The sequence below is a fragment of the Sphingomonas sp. HMP9 genome (assembly GCF_013374115.1).
Taxonomy (GTDB): Bacteria; Pseudomonadota; Alphaproteobacteria; order Sphingomonadales; family Sphingomonadaceae; genus Sphingomonas.
This window is the reverse complement of sequence record NZ_AP022673.1, coordinates 695,077-712,079: the sequence shown is the minus strand read 5'-3', so window position 1 is coordinate 712,079 and position 17,003 is coordinate 695,077. Positions and strand designations below refer to the sequence as shown.

15 protein-coding genes are annotated in these 17,003 nt (G+C 63.9%); 8 read left to right on the top strand and 7 right to left on the bottom strand.

The window, feature by feature from the left end; genetic code table 11:
* The first annotated feature begins 199 nt into the window (after nucleotides 1–199).
* Complete coding sequence (locus HMP09_RS03155) at nucleotides 200–3,325, top strand: TonB-dependent receptor domain-containing protein (RefSeq protein WP_232090605.1); 3,126 nt, start codon at nucleotides 200–202, stop codon at nucleotides 3,323–3,325.
* A 779-nt stretch (nucleotides 3,326–4,104) separates the two neighbouring features.
* Here HMP09_RS03155 and HMP09_RS03150 read toward each other — a convergent pair.
* Nucleotides 4,105–5,118, bottom strand: coding sequence for a zinc-dependent alcohol dehydrogenase family protein (locus HMP09_RS03150; protein WP_176499146.1), 1,014 nt, complete (start codon nucleotides 5,116–5,118; stop codon nucleotides 4,105–4,107).
* A 34-nt stretch (nucleotides 5,119–5,152) separates the two neighbouring features.
* Entirely contained in the window at nucleotides 5,153–6,355 is a 1,203-nt protein-coding gene (locus tag HMP09_RS03145) for an MFS transporter (RefSeq protein ID WP_232090603.1), read from the bottom strand.
* 162 nt (nucleotides 6,356–6,517) lie between these two features.
* Here HMP09_RS03145 and HMP09_RS03140 point away from each other — a divergent pair, with 162 nt between their 5' ends.
* Nucleotides 6,518–7,078, top strand: a complete 561-nt coding sequence (locus HMP09_RS03140) for a TetR/AcrR family transcriptional regulator (RefSeq protein WP_232090601.1) — start codon at nucleotides 6,518–6,520, stop codon at nucleotides 7,076–7,078.
* 26 nt (nucleotides 7,079–7,104) lie between these two features.
* On the opposite strand, the gene HMP09_RS03135 is transcribed toward HMP09_RS03140, so the two are convergent.
* Entirely contained in the window at nucleotides 7,105–7,413 is a 309-nt protein-coding gene (locus HMP09_RS03135) for a hypothetical protein (protein WP_176499144.1), read from the bottom strand.
* A gap of 91 nt (nucleotides 7,414–7,504) precedes the next feature.
* Here HMP09_RS03135 and HMP09_RS03130 point away from each other — a divergent pair, with 91 nt between their 5' ends.
* Nucleotides 7,505–8,167 (top strand): Fe2+-dependent dioxygenase, encoded by a 663-nt coding sequence (locus HMP09_RS03130; protein WP_176499143.1) that lies wholly within the window; start codon nucleotides 7,505–7,507, stop codon nucleotides 8,165–8,167.
* A gap of 119 nt (nucleotides 8,168–8,286) precedes the next feature.
* The gene (locus tag HMP09_RS03125; protein ID WP_197942453.1) at nucleotides 8,287–9,276 is read left to right on the top strand and encodes an SDR family oxidoreductase; all 990 of its coding nucleotides are present in this window, start codon (nucleotides 8,287–8,289) and stop codon (nucleotides 9,274–9,276) included.
* A gap of 154 nt (nucleotides 9,277–9,430) precedes the next feature.
* Here HMP09_RS03125 and HMP09_RS03120 read toward each other — a convergent pair whose 3' ends face one another.
* On the bottom strand, nucleotides 9,431–10,165 hold the full coding sequence (locus tag HMP09_RS03120) for an SDR family NAD(P)-dependent oxidoreductase (RefSeq protein ID WP_176499141.1): 735 nt from the start codon (nucleotides 10,163–10,165) through the stop codon (nucleotides 9,431–9,433).
* Nucleotides 10,166–10,247: 82 nt separating this feature from the next.
* Here HMP09_RS03120 and HMP09_RS03115 point away from each other — a divergent pair, with 82 nt between their 5' ends.
* The 3 genes from HMP09_RS03115 to HMP09_RS03105 all read left to right on the top strand — a co-directional run bounded on the left by HMP09_RS03115 (nucleotide 10,248) and on the right by HMP09_RS03105 (nucleotide 12,621).
* On the top strand, nucleotides 10,248–10,652 hold the full coding sequence (locus HMP09_RS03115; RefSeq protein ID WP_232090599.1) for a winged helix-turn-helix transcriptional regulator: 405 nt from the start codon (nucleotides 10,248–10,250) through the stop codon (nucleotides 10,650–10,652).
* A 68-nt stretch (nucleotides 10,653–10,720) separates the two neighbouring features.
* Complete coding sequence (locus tag HMP09_RS03110) at nucleotides 10,721–11,629, top strand: LysR family transcriptional regulator (protein WP_176499140.1); 909 nt, start codon at nucleotides 10,721–10,723, stop codon at nucleotides 11,627–11,629.
* A 101-nt stretch (nucleotides 11,630–11,730) separates the two neighbouring features.
* Nucleotides 11,731–12,621, top strand: coding sequence for an NAD-dependent epimerase/dehydratase family protein (locus HMP09_RS03105; protein WP_176499139.1), 891 nt, complete (start codon nucleotides 11,731–11,733; stop codon nucleotides 12,619–12,621).
* Nucleotides 12,622–12,699: 78 nt separating this feature from the next.
* On the opposite strand, the gene HMP09_RS03100 is transcribed toward HMP09_RS03105, so the two are convergent.
* Nucleotides 12,700–13,425 carry an SDR family oxidoreductase gene (locus tag HMP09_RS03100; RefSeq protein WP_176499138.1) on the bottom strand — a complete coding sequence of 242 codons (726 nt, stop codon included), beginning with the start codon at nucleotides 13,423–13,425 and terminating at the stop codon, nucleotides 12,700–12,702.
* A gap of 152 nt (nucleotides 13,426–13,577) precedes the next feature.
* Between HMP09_RS03100 and HMP09_RS03095 the strand changes: the two genes are divergently transcribed.
* Nucleotides 13,578–14,474 (top strand): AraC family transcriptional regulator, encoded by an 897-nt coding sequence (locus tag HMP09_RS03095; protein WP_176499137.1) that lies wholly within the window; start codon nucleotides 13,578–13,580, stop codon nucleotides 14,472–14,474.
* Nucleotides 14,475–14,483: 9 nt separating this feature from the next.
* On the opposite strand, the gene HMP09_RS03090 is transcribed toward HMP09_RS03095, so the two are convergent.
* Together HMP09_RS03090 and HMP09_RS03085 are read right to left on the bottom strand one after the other, a co-directional pair.
* Complete coding sequence (locus tag HMP09_RS03090; protein WP_176499136.1) at nucleotides 14,484–16,178, bottom strand: FAD-dependent oxidoreductase; 1,695 nt, start codon at nucleotides 16,176–16,178, stop codon at nucleotides 14,484–14,486.
* Entirely contained in the window at nucleotides 16,175–16,672 is a 498-nt protein-coding gene (locus HMP09_RS03085; RefSeq protein WP_176499135.1) for a MarR family winged helix-turn-helix transcriptional regulator, read from the bottom strand. The genes HMP09_RS03090 and HMP09_RS03085 overlap by 4 nt, the downstream gene beginning before the upstream one ends.
* Nucleotides 16,673–17,003 lie beyond the last annotated feature (331 nt).

Below are 17,003 nucleotides of genomic sequence, written 5' to 3'. Positions count from 1 at the left end.
CGCACCCAAGATGTGGCCATTGGGCAACAACGCTGACGCAATGCGATGAACTGCAACCAATCTGTAACTTTATTTTGGACAAGGCGCGTTCATTTTGTAAAAAAAACGCGGCGATGGGATCATGCGGCCTACAAAAGATCGTGTTGGGCCAAATTCCACCGATACCGAAAAGGGACCAGATTAAACTATGCGAAGCCACATGTTTCGAGATTGCCTGCTAGCATCGACGATGATCGCGGGTGCGGTTGTTGCACTGCCGGCCATGGCGCAGACCGCGCCGGCACCAGCGCCGCAGACCGCGCCGGCACCAGCGCCGCAAGGCACGACGAGCGATGACGGCGCAGCCGCGACGACGCCTGCGATCTCCAACACGCCGAGCCAGGATCCTGCCGCTGCGGGTACGGCCGGGGGTGGTGACATCGTCGTTACCGGTTCGCGTATCTCGAACCCCAACCTCACGTCGGCAAGCCCCGTGACCGTCGTCAACGCAGCGGACATCAAGCTGCGTGGCGCGACGCGTATCGAGGACGTGCTGAACAGCCTCCCATCGTCCTTCGCCACGCAGACCTCGTCGGTGTCCAACGGTTCGACCGGGACCGCGACGATCAACCTTCGCAACCTCGGTGAATCGCGGACGCTCGTGCTGATCAACGGCCGCCGCCTGATGCCGGGCAACCCGTCGTCGAGCAGCACGGCGAGCGCGGCTGCCGACGTCAACATGATCCCGGCGTCGCTGATCAAGCGCGTCGACGTGCTGACCGGCGGCGCAGGCTCGGTCTATGGATCGGATGCGATCGGCGGCGTCGTCAACTTCGTGCTCGATACCGACTACGAGGGCTTCAGCGTCGACACGTCAGGTGGCATCTACAATCACAACAATCGCAGCGACCGCTTCAAGGCGTTGAATACCGCAGCCGGCTATCCGTCGCCGACCGGTCAGTCGTTCGACGGAACGCAGTTCGACATCAACTTCAAGGTTGGCGTGGGCACCAGCGACGGCCGCGGCCACATCGTCGGTTACGGTGGCTATCGCAAGATCGGCGCGATCCTGCAGGGTTCGCGGGACTACAGCGCGTGCGGCCTGAACGCACCCTCGGGCAATGTCGGCAACGATTATGTCTGCGGCGGATCCGCAACTGCGTTCCCGGCAAACTTCTCGCTCGGCGACGCAGTCGAGGGGGGGCCGCCAACCGGCTACACGCTGAATTCCGCCGGCCAACTCGTCCCAGGTACGACGCTCTACAACGCCAACCCGCTGAACTATTACCAGCGTCCGGACAAGCGCTACACGGCCGGCTTCCTCGCAAAATATGAAGTCAGCGACGCGTTCAAGCCCTACGCCGATTTCATGTTCATGGATGACCGCTCGGTGGCGCAGATCGCACCGTCGGGCGACTTCAACAACACGTCGGTCCTGAACAGCAACAACCCGTTCCTGTCGGCTGCACAGAAAGCCACCTTCTTTCGCGACACCAACCTTGTGCGGGACGCGAACGGCAACGTCATCAACCTGACCAATCCCGATGGTTCGCAATATCAGCAGGCGAACGTCCGCATCGGCCGCCGCAACGTCGAGGGCGGCGGTCGTCAGGCCGATCTTCGCCACACCCAGTACCGCTTCGTTGCTGGTGCGAGCGGTAACCTCGACAAGGGAATTTCGTACGAGGCGTACGGCCAGTTCGGCAGCACCGTGTTCAACCAGGTGTACCGCAACGAGTTCTCGGTTTCGCGTACCACGCGCGCGCTCGATGCCATTACCGATACCCGCCCCGGTTCGGCGACGAACGGCCAAGCGGTCTGCCGGTCGGTGGTCGACGGTACCGATCCGAACTGCGTTCCGCTGAACATCTTCGGTTCGGCTGGCATCACGCCAGCGGCACTCAATTATGTCCAGACGCCAGGCTTCCAGTCGGGCGAGAACAAGGAGACGGTCGTCAACGCGTCGTTCACCTTCAAGGGAGCCGAATACGGCGTCCAGTCGCCGTTTGCGAACGAAGGCATCGCACTGAACGTCGGTGGTGAGTATCGTAAGGAATCGCTCAGCCTCGAAGTCGACAACGCGTTCCTGAGCGGCGATCTGGCCGGCCAGGGCGGCGCGACGTTGCCGATCCGCGGCAGCTACAACGTGAAGGAAGCATTCGGCGAAATCCAGGTGCCGCTCGTCAGCGATCGTCCGTTCTTCAACGAACTGACCGTCAACGGCGGCTACCGCTATTCGAGCTACAGCACGGCCGGGTCGGCAAGCTCGTACAAGGGCGAACTGGTCTGGGCACCGATCTCGGACATCCGCTTCCGTGGCGGCTACAACCGTGCGGTTCGCGCACCGAACACGCAGGAATTGTTCGCCCAGCAGTCGGTCCAGCTGGACGGTGCGACGGATCCCTGTGCCGGCGGCGCGGTCAACGGTCTGGTCAACGGCAACACCGCGGCGCAGTGTGCGCTCACCGGCGTGCCAGCGAGCCGTTTCGGCCTGATCGCGCCCAACCCATCCGAGCAGTATAACGGCCTGCTGGGCGGCAACACGAACCTGCGTCCCGAAAAGGCCGACACGTTCACCGCTGGCGTGATCCTGCGTCCGTCGTTCCTGCCGGGCTTCAACCTGTCGGTCGACGGCTTCCGCATCAAGCTGAAGGATCGGATCGGTACCATTGGTTCCGACACGATCATCGCGCAGTGTCTCCAGACTGCCGACCAGCAATTCTGCGGCGCGATCAAACGTGATGCCACCGGCTCGCTGTGGCAGGGCAATGCCGGCTACATCATCAATACCAACGTCAACGCGGGTTCACTGACGACGCAGGGCATCGAAACGTCGGCGGGTTACACCTATCGGTCGGACAGCATCGGCACGATCGGGCTTTCGTTCAACGGCACCTATGTGGACAAGTTCACGTCGGACAAGGTTGGCGCGAAGTTCGATTGCGCGGGCCTGTACGGCGCGCAGTGCGGCTATCCGATGTCCAAGTGGCGTCACCAGGCACGCATCTCGCTGACCACGCCGAACGGCATCGGCCTGTCGGGTAACTGGCGGTATCTGTCGGCGACCAAGTTCGAGCGCACCAGCGGCGATAGCGATCTCGCCGGTTCGTTCTTCGTCAACGATGCTCGCGTCAAGGCGCAGAACTACTTCGATCTGGCCGCAACGGTGCGGGTCGCAGACAAGTTCACCTACCGCATGGGCGTGAACAACATCCTCGACAAGACGCCGCCGATCCTGAGTGCGACGGCATCGCCGATCGGCTCGCTCGGCAATGGCAACACCTATCCGGGCATCTACGAGGCCAGCGGCCGGTACCTGTTCGTCGGTCTGACCATCGACATGTAATCGATCCTTCGGGACCGATATCCGGGGCGGCAGGTCATCGATCTGCCGCCCTTTTTTTGGTCCGACGGGGCCCCGGAGGAACGCTGATCGGTGCCGCGTCCGTATCGTTCGACGGCCTAACGCAAGCCTCTGAAGGTCCGACTGGGGATCTTGACCAAGCCGGCTGGGTGTTCGGCATTGGCAACGATATGATCGAACCGGCGCTGAACGGGTTATCCAGTCCGCAGCCTCGACGCCCCCCTTCTGCTACTCGCTACCCAGCTGATCGACGAGCTGAAGCCGGGAGTATCTCCCTAACGGTAATAGGCAGGGGGGATGTCAGCACGTCCACGCCGTCCGTGCAGGCAAAGCGGACTAGATTTCGCTGCTCGATTACCGTGCTTGCGCATGCCTATAAGGTCAGTATCATTGTCGAAAATGATATGGGAATGCTTACAATGAAAGCTTCGATAGCAGTTGCGTTGCTGATGGCGTCGAGTGCGAGCCTTGCTCAAACACCTCCGCCTTCGAAGACCACAGATGCTGCTGTGCCAACCGCCAAGGCCAAACCACCCAAGCCTGTTTGCCGGAGGGAGGACACGACGGGTTCCCTATTTCCCACTCGAACCTGCCACTCGAAAGAAGAATGGGCAGCGATCGACGTCGCCAACGCAGCTAATGCCGAGCGCATGTCGAACTCCCGTAACAGTGCCGGGCACAACTAGGTTTTAAGCGGCGCGAGCGATCTATGGTTACGGACGTGCGTACAACGCCTGCGCCGCCACATCGGTCGCGCGCGGTCAGAGCGCGATCAGCACCTTGCCGAGATGTCCAGCCGCCGCGAAGTAGCGAACGGCCTCCGGTGCATCGTCAAAGGCAAACGTCCGGTCGACGACCGTCGTGATGCCGTTCGAAACCATTGCGTCGAGCAGGTCTGCGAACATCGCGCGGCTGCCATTGGCGATGCCGCGGATCGTCACGTTCTTGATGATGAGCGACAGATAGTCGGGGATCGCCGGCCCCTCGCCCGGCGACACGCCGACGACGATGATCCGCGCGTTGCTCGCGGCGGCCGCGATCGACTGGCCCAGCGTATCGACCCCGCCGGTTTCGATCACGATATCAGCCCCCTTCCCGTCCGTCTTCGCCATGACCTCGCCCGGCCAATCGGGCGAAGTCCGGTAGTTGACCATGATATCCGCACCCATCGCCCGCGCCATCTCGAGTTTCGCATCGTGGGACGAGGTAATGGCAACCCGCGCGCCGCGCGCCTTGGCGATCTTCAGCGCGGCCAGCGAGACACTCCCGGTGCCCAGGCACAGCACGGTGTCGCCAGCCTCGACGTGACAGATTTCGATGAGCGCGTTCCAGGCCGTCAGCGCGGCGGAGGCGAGTCCGGCGACATCCACGTCGGCCAGCGCATCCGGCACCCGGATCAGCGCCGCCGCGGGTAGGACAACGCGCTCGGCCAGCCAGCCGTCATGCGTGATGCCGATATCGTGCGCGAAGACGTCCGCCCGGAACGCGCCGTCCAGCCAGCTCGCGAAATGGCCGCAGACGACCCGGTCGCCGACCGCGATGTCCGTCACACCCTCCCCGATCGCGACGACCTCGCCGACGCCTTCGGACATCGGGATGCGCGTCTCGGGCTGGCGAGGACCGTAGGTGCCGCGCAACAATTGCACATCACGGCTGATAAGACCGACGAGACGCGGTGCGACCAGCGCTTCGCCCGGGCCCGCGACAGGGTCGGGCCGGGCCGTCGAGACGAGGGCATGGATGCCGTCCTGCGCGCCGATTTGATAGGCTTTCATCGAGATCTCCTGTATTCAGCGCACGACCGGCGCATCAATCGAATGCCCGTGGACCGGGCTTGAAGGCGTGGCGGTGCGCGCGCGACGCGATCACGAGCGCCACTACCGTCGGGACCAGTACCGCCCAGGCGAGCGAGCCTGCACCCAGATGCTCGAGCATCACGCCGCCGACGATCCCGCCCGCGGCGATCGCGCCGTTCCACGTTGTCGTCAGCATCGCGTTCGCCAGATCGACGCCATCGCCCGCCGCGTCGGCCAGCGCCGTCTGAAGCTGCGTCGCGGCGCCGCCGAACGAAAGCCCCCACAGGATCGTCGCGACGATCATCACGCCGGGGCTGGCCGCAAACAGCCCGAACGCGAGCGACACCACCGCGAACGCCGTCAGGCTGACGAGCACGAGTGGCCGCAACGCCCGGTCGATCAACACCCCCGTAACCCAGATCCCGACCAGCGCGGCAGCGCCGAACCCCAGCAGCACCAGGTCGAGCCGAGCTTGCAGACCCGACAGCGCGGCGACCGGCGCGATATAGGTATAGAGGATGTTGTGCGCCGTGATCCAAGCGAACAGCGTGACGAGCACGGTCCGAACACCGGGCGTCCGGAACACACGCGCGATCGAGAGCCGCTGTTCGGCCGGCTGGCCTGGAAAATCGGGCACCCGCCACAACACCCAGCCGATCAAGGCCAGCGTGGTGATCGACATCAGCCCGAACGCCATGCGCCAGCCGAGCGTGCTGCCTAGCATCGCCCCCAAGGGCACGCCGATCGACAGCGCCAGCGGGGTGCCGACCATTGCGATCGCCAGCGCCTTGCCGCGCAACGGCGCGACGACCATGCGCCGCGCATAGCCTGCAATGATCCCCCAGCCGAGCCCGGCCGCAACCCCGCCCATGAACCGCGCGACCAGCGTCAGCGCGTAGGAGGACGACACCGCGGTCACGCAATTGAAGATCAGGAAGCCACAAATCGCCAACAGCAGCGTCGGCTTGCGACGCCAGCCTTGCGTGTACAGCGTCAGCGGGATCGCCGCGAGCAGCGACCCTACCGCGTAAACCGTCACCGTCTGCCCGGCGAGTGACTCCGACACGTCCAACCCGGCGGCCATATGCGGCAACAGCCCGGCGGGCAATGTCTCGGTCAGGATCGCGGTGAAGCCAGTCATCGCCAGTGCCAGGAGGGCGGAGAGCGGCAGCGTCTCGCTCGCGCCGGCGTCGGTCGGGATGGCTTTTGAACGCACGGAACACTCACTTCTGGATCGATTGGTCCAATGCACTCGACGACCACAGCCGGCTTGTCAACGATTAATGGATCGATTAATCCACAACGACAGGAGCGGAGACGTATGGCACGGAGCGGACGACCGCGTGGTTTCGACCGGGATGTAGCGCTGGACAGTGCGATGCACCTGTTCTGGGAACACGGGTATGAAGGCGCGTCGCTACTGACTCTTCGCCACGCGATGGGCGGCATATCGTCGGCGAGTTTCTACGCGGCGTTCGGCTCGAAGGAAGCGCTCTATCGCGAGACGCTGATGCGGTATCTGGGCCGGCATGGCAGCATTATCGATGCGCTCGACGACGAACGGCTGCCGCCCCGCGCGCGGCTCGAACAGGCGTTGATGGGGTCGGTCGCCATGCAGACAGATCTTGCGCATCCCAAGGGCTGCATGGTCACGCTGTCCGCAACCATCTCGTCCGAAGCATGCGCATCGACCCGATTGCTAACGCGAACCGAGCGCGACGCCACGCGGCAGGCGCTGAAACGGTGTATCACGGCTGGCGTCAGTGCAGGGAATCTCGCCCCGACCATCGACGTCGCAGGGCTGGTCGCTCTGTACGATGGCTTGGTGCTGGGAATTTCGATCCAAGCCCGGGATGGAGTGCCCGCAGACTCAATTCGAGCAGGGATCAAGCACGCGATGGCGGCCTGGGGAGATGACCGCCAAGATACCGCCAGTTGATTTCGCCTCGTCATCCGCGGTTTTGATCAGCGTTCGCCCTCGCCTTCGCCACCCTCGTTTTCGCCGCCTTCATATTCACCTTCGCCACGCTGGCCGGCATGTTGCTGCGCTGCACGTGCGCGACGCGGACTGCGGACGACGTGGCGCGACTTGGTCGAGCGGACGACATGGCGACCCTCGCCTTCACCCTCGCCCTCGCCGCGCTCGCTCTCGCCGCCTTCGCCGACCTGATCGACCGACGGTGCCAGCGGCTTGGCTGCTGCTTCGGTAAGGATCGCTTGGCCCGATTGCGCGACCACGAACGCACCAACGCCCATCCATAATTTCGTACGCATATCAAATTCCTTACTCGCCGACGCGTTGGCCGCATGGGCTTGGACTGTTAGGGAACCCGCCCGACGCTATGCCGATGCCGCGAGAACCCTGATGTTGATCATGATTGCCAACGTTCTGGACGCCGACAATCTCCGGTCGTTGCGAGATAATCTTGGCAGGACGCGCTATGTAGACGGACGGCGAACCGCCGGTCGCGAAGCCCGACCGGTCAAGCGCAACGAGCAGGTCGACCGTACAGACCCGCTACTCGCCGACATGCAGGACCTCGTGATCGATCGGCTGCTCGCGAACCCGCTGTTCCGGATGGCGACCCGGCCGCACGTGGTTCGTCCTCCATTGTTCAGCCGCTACGAACCCGGCATGGCGTATGGGAGCCATGTCGATGACGCGATCATGGGTGGCATGCGGACCGACGTGTCGGTCACGATTTTCCTGTCAGAGCCCGACACGTACGAAGGCGGCGAGCTGGTGATCGAGTCCGCCGCAGGCGAACAGGATGTGAAACTGGCGGCGGGCGATGCCGTGGTCTACCCGACGACCGCGCTTCACCGCGTCGCACCCGTCACATCCGGCGAAAGACTAGCCGCCGTCACCTGGGTTCGCAGCCTGGTCCGCGATGCCGATGCCCGCGAATTGCTGTTCGATCTCGAAACGGCACGGCACGCCTTGTTCGACCGCCTCGGCAAAACGCCAGAGTTGGACCTCCTGGCGAAAACGCAGTCCAATCTTCTCAGGCGTTGGGCCGAAGATTGAGACAAGGCGTATGCGACTGGTGATGGCGTTCTATCATTAGGCCGAGCAGAGGCTAGCGAATCCGGAACAGAAGCAATCGTTTGGCGCTTGGAGACGTGATCATTCCGGGAGCTATGACGATGACCGATACCACACGCCGCACATTCGTGACGGGGGCAGCCATTACCGCGGGTGCCATCGCCGCGACCGCTGCAAACGCCGCGACGCAAAGCGGTGGGAATACCGCCGCGACGACACCGGCCGCTACAGCCTATCCCAAGCCCCCCTACCCCGTACAGCGCCAGCCATGGCCCGGTCTTGCGTCGAAGATGACACCACGTCCGGACCACGGCGAGACAAGCTACAAGGGCTCGGGCAAGCTGGCGGGCAAGAAGGCGCTGATAACCGGTGGAGACAGTGGCATTGGGCGCGCTGCGGCCATCGCGTATGCGCGTGAGGGAGCAGACGTCGCGATCAACTATTTGCCCGCCGAAGAACCCGACGCTCGCGAAGTCGTCGCGCTGATCCGGGCCGAGGGACGCAAGGCAGTCGCCATTCCCGGCGATCTGCGCGATGAACGCTTTTGCCGGCGGCTGGTGCAGCAGGCGAGCGAACAGCTTGGCGGGCTCGATATCCTGATCAACAACGCGGCGCGTCAGCAGACGCGTCCAGGTATCGCCGATATCTCGAGCCAAGATTTCGACGATACGATGAAGACCAATGTCTACGCGCCGTTCTGGCTGACGAAGGCGGCACTCGAACGGATGAGCGCGGGCGCGGTAATCGTCAACACGTCCTCCGAACAGGCTGGCAACCCTTCGCCCGACATCGTCGACTATGCGCTGACGCGTGCCGCGGTGCTGAACTTCACCAAGAGCATGGCCAAGCAGCTCGCGAGCCGCGGTATCCGCGTGAACGCCGTTGCGCCGGGTCCGTTCTGGACTCCCCTGCAGGTCAGCGGCGGGGCAACGCCCGAGAAGTTGCGAAGCTTCGGTGGAGATTCGCCGATGGCGCGAGCAGGCCAGCCGGCGGAGATTGCCGCACTCTACGTTGCCGCAGCCGATCCATCATTGAGTTATTCTACGGGCCAGATTTTCGGATCGACCGGCGGGAATGGGCAGCCGGCATAATGCTCACCAAGATCCCAATCCGCACTCCTGTGAACATCGCACGCTAGGGTCCTTTAAGGCCTGACGGAAACGGACACATCTCGCGTCTAAGTTTGTGCCTTTGACCGGTACCGTGTTCGAGGCCAGCGGACTTTCCGCCCGCTGGCCTCGATCCTCAAATTTGCGCCAAGCCTCCATCGGTGAACAGCTCGCTGCCCGTCATGAAGCTGCTATCCGACGAAGCAAGGAACGCAGCGGCCGCTGCAACTTCGGCAGGGTCGCCGACGTGCCCTATCGGTGTGGTAGACCCCATCTCGATCATCGCATCGCGACCGACGACTTCCGCCGCCAGTTCGGTGAGCGTTGGTCCAGGCGACAGGACGTTGACGCGAATACCCGTACCACGCAGATCCTGCGCCCAGCTGCGCGCGAGGTTGCGGACAGCGGCCTTCGAAGCGCTGTAGATGCTGAACGCAGGCGTCCCCATCACGCCGGTGGTCGAGCCGGTGAGGATGATCGAACCACCCTGGCCCATCAGCGTCAGGCCCTTCTGCACCGTGAAGATCGTACCCTTCACATTGATGTCGAAGGTCTCGTCATAATGCTCGGACGTGATCTCGGTAAGAGGTACCAGCGCACCGGTTCCGGCATTGGCGAACAGGATATCGAGCGCGCCGCGCTGTTGGCGCACCGTTTCGAACAGCCGGTCGAGATCGTCGCCGTCCGTGACCGATCCCGCTACCGCACGCGCATTCACGCCGAGGGTGGCCACTGCCGCGTCCAGTTTCTCCTGTCTCCGGCCAAAGATGTAGACGAACGCCCCTTCCTCGATGAAGCGCTTCGCCGAAGCCAGACCGATGCCCGTGCCGCCTCCGGTGATGATCGCGGTCTTGCCTTCTAGTCGGTTCATACATGCCTCCAGTTCTTGGTTGCAGGGAGCTGGCTCCCGGCATACCTATCGGCAAGTATGCACCTTTTGGTAAGTAGCAATTATGTCCGTTGAGGTCCGCCCTGTCAGTATGGTTTCCGCGTCCGTTGCGCCTGCCTTCACCTGCGGTCTCGACGCGACGCTCAAGGTCATTTCCGGTAAGTGGAAGCCGCTCATCCTGTATTTCCTGTTGCGTGGCCCCACGCGCTACGGTGAACTCAAACGCGCCGTGCGCGACGTCAGCGACAAGATGCTGATCCAGCATTTGAAAGAGCTGGAAGCGGACGGCGTGTTGCGCAGGAACGATTATCGGGAAGTGCCGCCACGCGTCGACTACACGCTGACGCAGCTTGGCCAGAGCCTTGCTCAGGCGCTTGAACCATTATGCGTTTGGGGAACCGAGAATATGGCGGAGATGCAGGCGATATTCGCCGATCGCGAAAGCTCGGTTCGACAGCCGCCAACCTGACCTCCCGATAGGGACGGACTTTACCGCCCCTGCTTTCCCGGCCGATCTCTTCACTCTATGACCATCCGATGGATGTCGCTGGCTTCGACCTGAACTTGTTGAAGGCCTTCGACGCATTGTATGCGGAGCGCCACGTCACCCGTGCTGGACAGCGCATCGGTCTGAGCCAGCCGGCCATGAGCGGTGCACTCACGCGGCTGCGCGAAGTGTTCGACGACGAATTGTTCGTGCGGTCACCGACAGGGATGCAACCGACGCCGCGCGCCGAAGATCTCGCCGGCCCGATCTCGTCTTCGCTTCGCCTTATGCGATCAGTCCTGCAAGACGATGGCTTCGATCCAGCGGCTGCCGATCACGTCGTCACGATCGCGATGACCGACTATGCGGCGTTCGTGCTGCTGCCGCCACTCTTGGCGCGGCTCGCGGTGGACGCGCCTCGGCTCGAGGTGCGGGTCCGCGGTATTTTCGGCAAGGACGAAGTCGTAGATCTTCTCGACAGTGGCGAAGCGAGCCTTGCACTCAGCGTCTCGGTCGACGCCTCGGCACGCATCCTTTCGCGCCCGCTGTTTCGGGAGGGTTTCGCCTGCATCGCGCGGCCGGGGCATCCCGCTTTTGCACGCGATGCCGACATCGCGGCGTTCGCGGCAGCGCCGCATCTGCTGGTATCGCCCGAGGGGGATCGCGCGGGGCTGGTCGACCGCAAGCTCGCAGCGCTGGGGCTGTCACGCCGCGTTGTGCTGAGCCTGCCGCAGTTCCTGGTGGCGCCGTTCGTCGTGGCCGAAACCGACCTGATCGCGACGCTTGCCGCGCGCGTCGCCCGACGGTTCGCCGCGGCCAATCTGGGCATAGAGGTGCATGAACCGCCGATCGCATTGTCCGACTGGCCGCTGGCGATGATGTGGCATCGCCGGGTGGACGATCATCCCGCCACCGTCTGGCTGCGCGACTGCATTGCCGGGATCGCCGCATCGGCCTGACGCCATCGGCCGCGCCGATGACGCCGTATCATGTCTCGCGATTTCCCGCGGAACCGTCGTTGCGCTCTACGTCGTGGCACACGGGCAATAGAGGTGCTGACATGCGTATATTGATAACGGGTGCAACGGGATTGATCGGCGGCGCGGTCGCCCGTCGAGTGGCGGCGGCGGGACATGACGTGGTGGGGCTTGCGCGTTCGGAGGCGAGCGCGGCCAAGCTGACCGGCATGGGCTATCAGGCGGCCCACGGCGATCTGGACGATGCGGCCAGCATCGCCAACGCCGTCCGGGACGTCGACGCGGTCGTCCACGCCGCGTCGCCGAATGACCAGAACAGCGCGGCGTATGACGAAGTCGCGACACGAGCGATCATCGATGCCTTGCGCGGCGCGTCCAAGCGCTTTCTCTATACCAGTGGCTGCTTCCTGTACGGCGCCACCGGCGCCACGCCCGCCACCGAGGATAGCCCGCTGAATCCGCTGGAGCTGGTGCGTTTTCGCCAGCCGCTCGAGGCGGAAATCCTTGGCGCTGCAGACGATGGCGTTCACGGGATCATACTCCGTCCCGCCTGGGTCTACGGCCATCACGCGTGGACCACGATGATGATGTACGGCTCGGCCAAGGAGCACGGTGCTGCGCGTTATGTCGGCAACGGGCAGAACCGCTGGACGTGCGTGCATGCCGATGACCTCGCCGACCTGTATCTGCTCGCGCTCGAAAAGGCGCCGGCAGGCTCGATCTACAACGGCGCGCACGGCGCCGCTGTCCCGCTGATCGATATTGCGCGGGCCGCCAGCGAGAGCGCCGGCGCGGAGGGTCGGGTGGCGGCATGGCCGTTGGAGGAGGCACGGCAATCGCTCGGGGGCTTTGCGGACGCGATTGCGTGCGATCAACTAGTCTCGGGCGAACGCGCCGAACGGGAGCTGGGTTGGCGCCCGTCGCGGCATTCGATCCTCGATGAACTACGCTCCTACGCGCCGCCGGCGGCCTGACCGCAAGTCGTCTCGAAACAGTCCGGGCAGACGGAAGGTGTGCCCGGACTGAGTTTCGCCCTGCCGTCTTCGTGCCGCCTACATGCCGGCTGCGGTAGGGCGTACGATGACCTCGTTGATGTCCACGCCCTCGGGCTGCTCCAGCGCGTACCGGATCGCGCGGGCGATCGCGTCGGGCGTGAGCGACTTCTGCCGCCACGTGGTCAGCGCGGAGGCAATATCCGGGTCGGTGATGTCGTTGCCCAACTCGGTTGCCACGACCCCGGGTGAAATGATCGTCGTGCGAATGTCGTCATGCTCCTGGCGCAACCCTTCGGTAATCGCCCAGACCGCGTATTTGGTCGCGCAGTAGACGGCGGCGCTCGGCATTACCAAATGCGCGGCGATCGATGCCACATTCACGACATGGCCTTCCTTCTGCGCGATGAATCGCGGCAGCACGGCCGCGATCCCGTTCAGCACGCCATGAACGTTGACGTCGATCATCCGCGTCCATTCCTCCTGCTTCAGCGCGGCAAGAGGCGACAAGGGCATCACGCCGGCATTGTTGATCAGCACGTCCACGCGCCCGAACCGCGCTTCCGCCGCGTCGGCGAAGGCGGCAAAGCTCGCCGCGTCGGTCACGTCCAGCGCCTGCCAAGCGACATGCGCGCCGAGCTCAGCCGCGAGCGCTTCGAGACGATCGGTCCGGCGCGCACCGATGAAAAGGCGCGCGCCTCTGCTCGCGAGTTCGCGCACGGTCGCCTCGCCGATACCGCTGGAAGCGCCGCTGATCAGCACTGTCTTGTCGATGATGTCGTTCATGATGGTTCCTGTCCTGGTGCCATGACGGCTGAGCACAGATGGAACCGAACGATCGGCAGGCGTGAGACCGATCGCCCGCGATCCTTGCACGATCCTCCGAAAGGATGTCGCTTACGCTTGCGATGGTGGGTGACAGCGGACACACTGCCCAGATGAGCACGATCGCAGACCTCGCCGCACTGGTTGCACGCCAAGTCACGAGAACCGGCATGGTACGCACGGCGATCGATCGGTTGTCGCTGTTCCGCGCCGATGAGCCGACCGTGCCCCTGCCCGCCGTATATGATGCATCGCTTTGCATAATTGCCCAAGGCGCCAAGCGAGTCTCGCTCGGTGGACGAAGCCTTCTCTACGATGCCGCGCATTACCTGCTGGTCTCGGTCGACCTGCCGCTCGTCGGACACGTCACCCAGGCGGAGCGTGACGCCCCGTATCTCTGCTGCAAGATCGACATCGACCAAGCCGTTTTGGCGGACCTCATCCTGGCGGAAGGTGGCCGGGCGCCCAAGGCCGATCTACCGGCGCTCGCGGTATATCGCAGCGACGATGATCTGGTCGACGCAGCGTGCCGGCTGGTGCGGTTGCTGGACCAGCCCGACAGCATCGCCGCGCTTGCGCCGCTGATCGAACGGGAGATCCTGTATCGTTTGCTCACCGGTCCCCACGGCCCTGCCCTTCGCTACATGGCGGTCGCGGACAGCCACCTCAACCAGGTTAGCCGGGCTATTGCGACGATCCGCACCGGGTTCGACCGACCGCTCCGTATCGGAGACATCGCCACCGCTGCGGGTATGAGCGCGTCGTCGCTCCATGAACACTTCAAGGCGGTGACGAAAATGACGCCATTGGAGTATCAAAAACAGTTGCGATTGCAGGAGGCGCGACGCCTGATGCTGTCGAGCGGCGCGACTGCGAGTGCCGTGGGTTTTGCCGTTGGGTATGAAAGCCCGTCGCAGTTCAACCGCGAATATGCACGTCTGTTCGGCGCGCCACCCCGTCGTGACATCGAACAGCTGCAGCGCAGCGGCAATCTGCTGACTCCAGTTTAGCTTTCCGCACTATTCCTCCTCGTGACCGGCCACCTTCAGGCAATAGGCGCGGAGCATGTCTGGCCGGTCAGCTCTGCCACGGAAGGCGATATGACCGTCCGGCCGAACCAGGATCAGCGCGGCCGTGTCACCGACGCCATAGGCAGCGTGGACTTCGCCATCGAGATCGTAGAGCACCTTCGCATCATCCTTCGCAGCAACAGCGGCGCCCAGCACGAGCCGTGGCCGGACCCACGCCCAACGCGCGACCTCGGCGAAGGCCTTCCGCAACTCGGGCAGGGAGTCGGCCCGCCGGCCGTCAAAGGCGAGCAACGACCAGCCCCAGCTCCATCCATCGGGATTGTAGAGGTGCGCAAACAGCGTGGATGAACCACCATCCGCGACGATCACCTTTGCATCCGGCGCCCGCTCCCCCGCCTTCGGCGCATGGCGGCTCAGCAAATCACGCAAGCCGCCAAGGTGGTCTTCGCTAAGCGGGCTATCGGGATAACCTACGGTCAATTGCTGAAGATCGGCGCTGCCCTGAATGAGAGTGCCGATGTTGGGAATGAAGCGCGCGGCGACATCCATCGCGGCGTCCTTCACCTTCCCGCGATACACGCTGTTCTGGAAGCCGCGGACCTGCTGGTCATCCAGCCGGCGATGCTCACCGCCGCGTTCCTCGTCGTACGAGTCGAGCAATATCGGCGCGCCCTTGCCTGCCAGCACCATCGCGAGCCGCCATGCGACGCCGATCGCATCGTGAAAGCCGGAGTTCATACCCTGGCCGCCGGCAGGCAGCGACAAATGCCCGGCATCGCCAACGAGCAGCACGCGATCCTTCGCGTAATGCGCCGCGGCGCCGTGCTGGAAGCGACTGTGCGTCAGCCAGATCGGATCGGTGAGCGTCAACGTCTCGTCCTCGGTGACCTCGCGCGCGATCGCCTGCATTTCCTCGAGCGTCGGATCGCGATCGGGGATGCCGGTGTCGTCGGCAAGGAAGAACAGGCGGTGGTAGCCGCCCCAGACCGGCAGCACGCCGCAGAAACCGCGCGGATAGTAAAAGAACCAGAGATGGTCGAAATCGGTCGAGCGGCGCCAGCTCAGCTTGGCATCGACCTGACGGTTCATGCAGTTGGGCAGCTTCTTCGGCTCGAAGCCGAGACCAAGCGCCTCGCGCACAAAGCCCTTGGGCCCGTCCGCGCCGATCATGTAGCGGCAGCGCAGCGTTTCCTCGGGGCCGACCGTCACGGTCTCGTCGTCCTCGCTGACCGTTGCGAGCGTCACGGTCACGCCGTCCTCGTCCTGGACGAACCCCGTCACCTTGCGCCCGCGCTCGATCCTGCCACCCTTGGCGTCCACCTGATCGGCAAGCGTCTTTTCGATGACGTCCTGCCCGCTGTAGAGGACGGGGCCGTAGGGGCTTGGTACGTCCGCGATCTCGACCGGATCGACCGTGCGGCCGTTCAGCAGCGTGTTGACCTGAGTGATGCTGTACGCTTGCGCAGCGATAGCATCGCGTACACCGATGCTGGCAAGCAGCTCCTGCGGCCGGGCCCACAGGTTATTAGCCCGCGACCACTCTTTGGGTTTGCTGCGTTGTTCGATCAGCAAGCAATCGACGCCGTGATGCGCGAGCGCGCAGGCGGTCGTCAGACCGATCGGTCCCCCGCCGACGATGATGACGTCGGCGTCGAAGCCGTCACGGAGCGATGTGCTGGTCATGCGATATCCTTGGGCGTTGAGGGTGCGGCAGCGTCCGTCATCGGTGAAAGGCTGTCGGCGATCGCTGCGTTCATTTCGCGAAGCACGGCAATGGCTGCGACGATCCGATCGGTGCCGATCCGATCGAGGATAGCCTGATCGAGCGGGGCGACGGCTGTCTCGGCCCCGGCAAGTGCAGCCCAGCCGACGGCGGTAAGGACGATCAGCTTGGCGCGCTGGTGGTGCGGATTAGGCTGCTGGCTAACCAGCCCATTTGCGATGAGGAGATCGACGACACGCTGCACGGCCTGCCGGGTCAGCCCCATGTTGCGGGCAATATGCGCGACCGGGAGCGGATGGGGTGAAAAGCCCAAAGCCCCCAGGACCTGCCACCACGCCGTCGTCAGGCCGATCGGACGGACCAGCGCATTGCCTGCATCGACCAAGCGGCCGTTCGTCTCGAACACCGCGAGCGCAAGATCCCTGACAGGGGCAGACGATGTTTGGTCACTCAAATCAGCATCCTGTCGCTATGACAACATGCTGTCCAAACTAGAGAGGTCAGCTTAAGTTCCCGTCGTGCGAAAGTCGGCGAGCACTCGACGTTGCTGACGGCCAAGGTGATGGGGAGCGCATCATCAATCTCTGCCTATGCTACGGTCCAAGCGGCAGTCCGGCAGATAAACCGCGACCACGCAGGCTGACGCTGTCCCACCAGGATGATCGATCGGGAACGACAAGAGACCGGGGGACCCGTCTCTCTCCAGGATCTCATTGTCGTGATCGCCGCCGCGCCACAGGCAGACCGTCTCGCCGTTCCGCTTACCGTACATGCCGTCGAGCGCC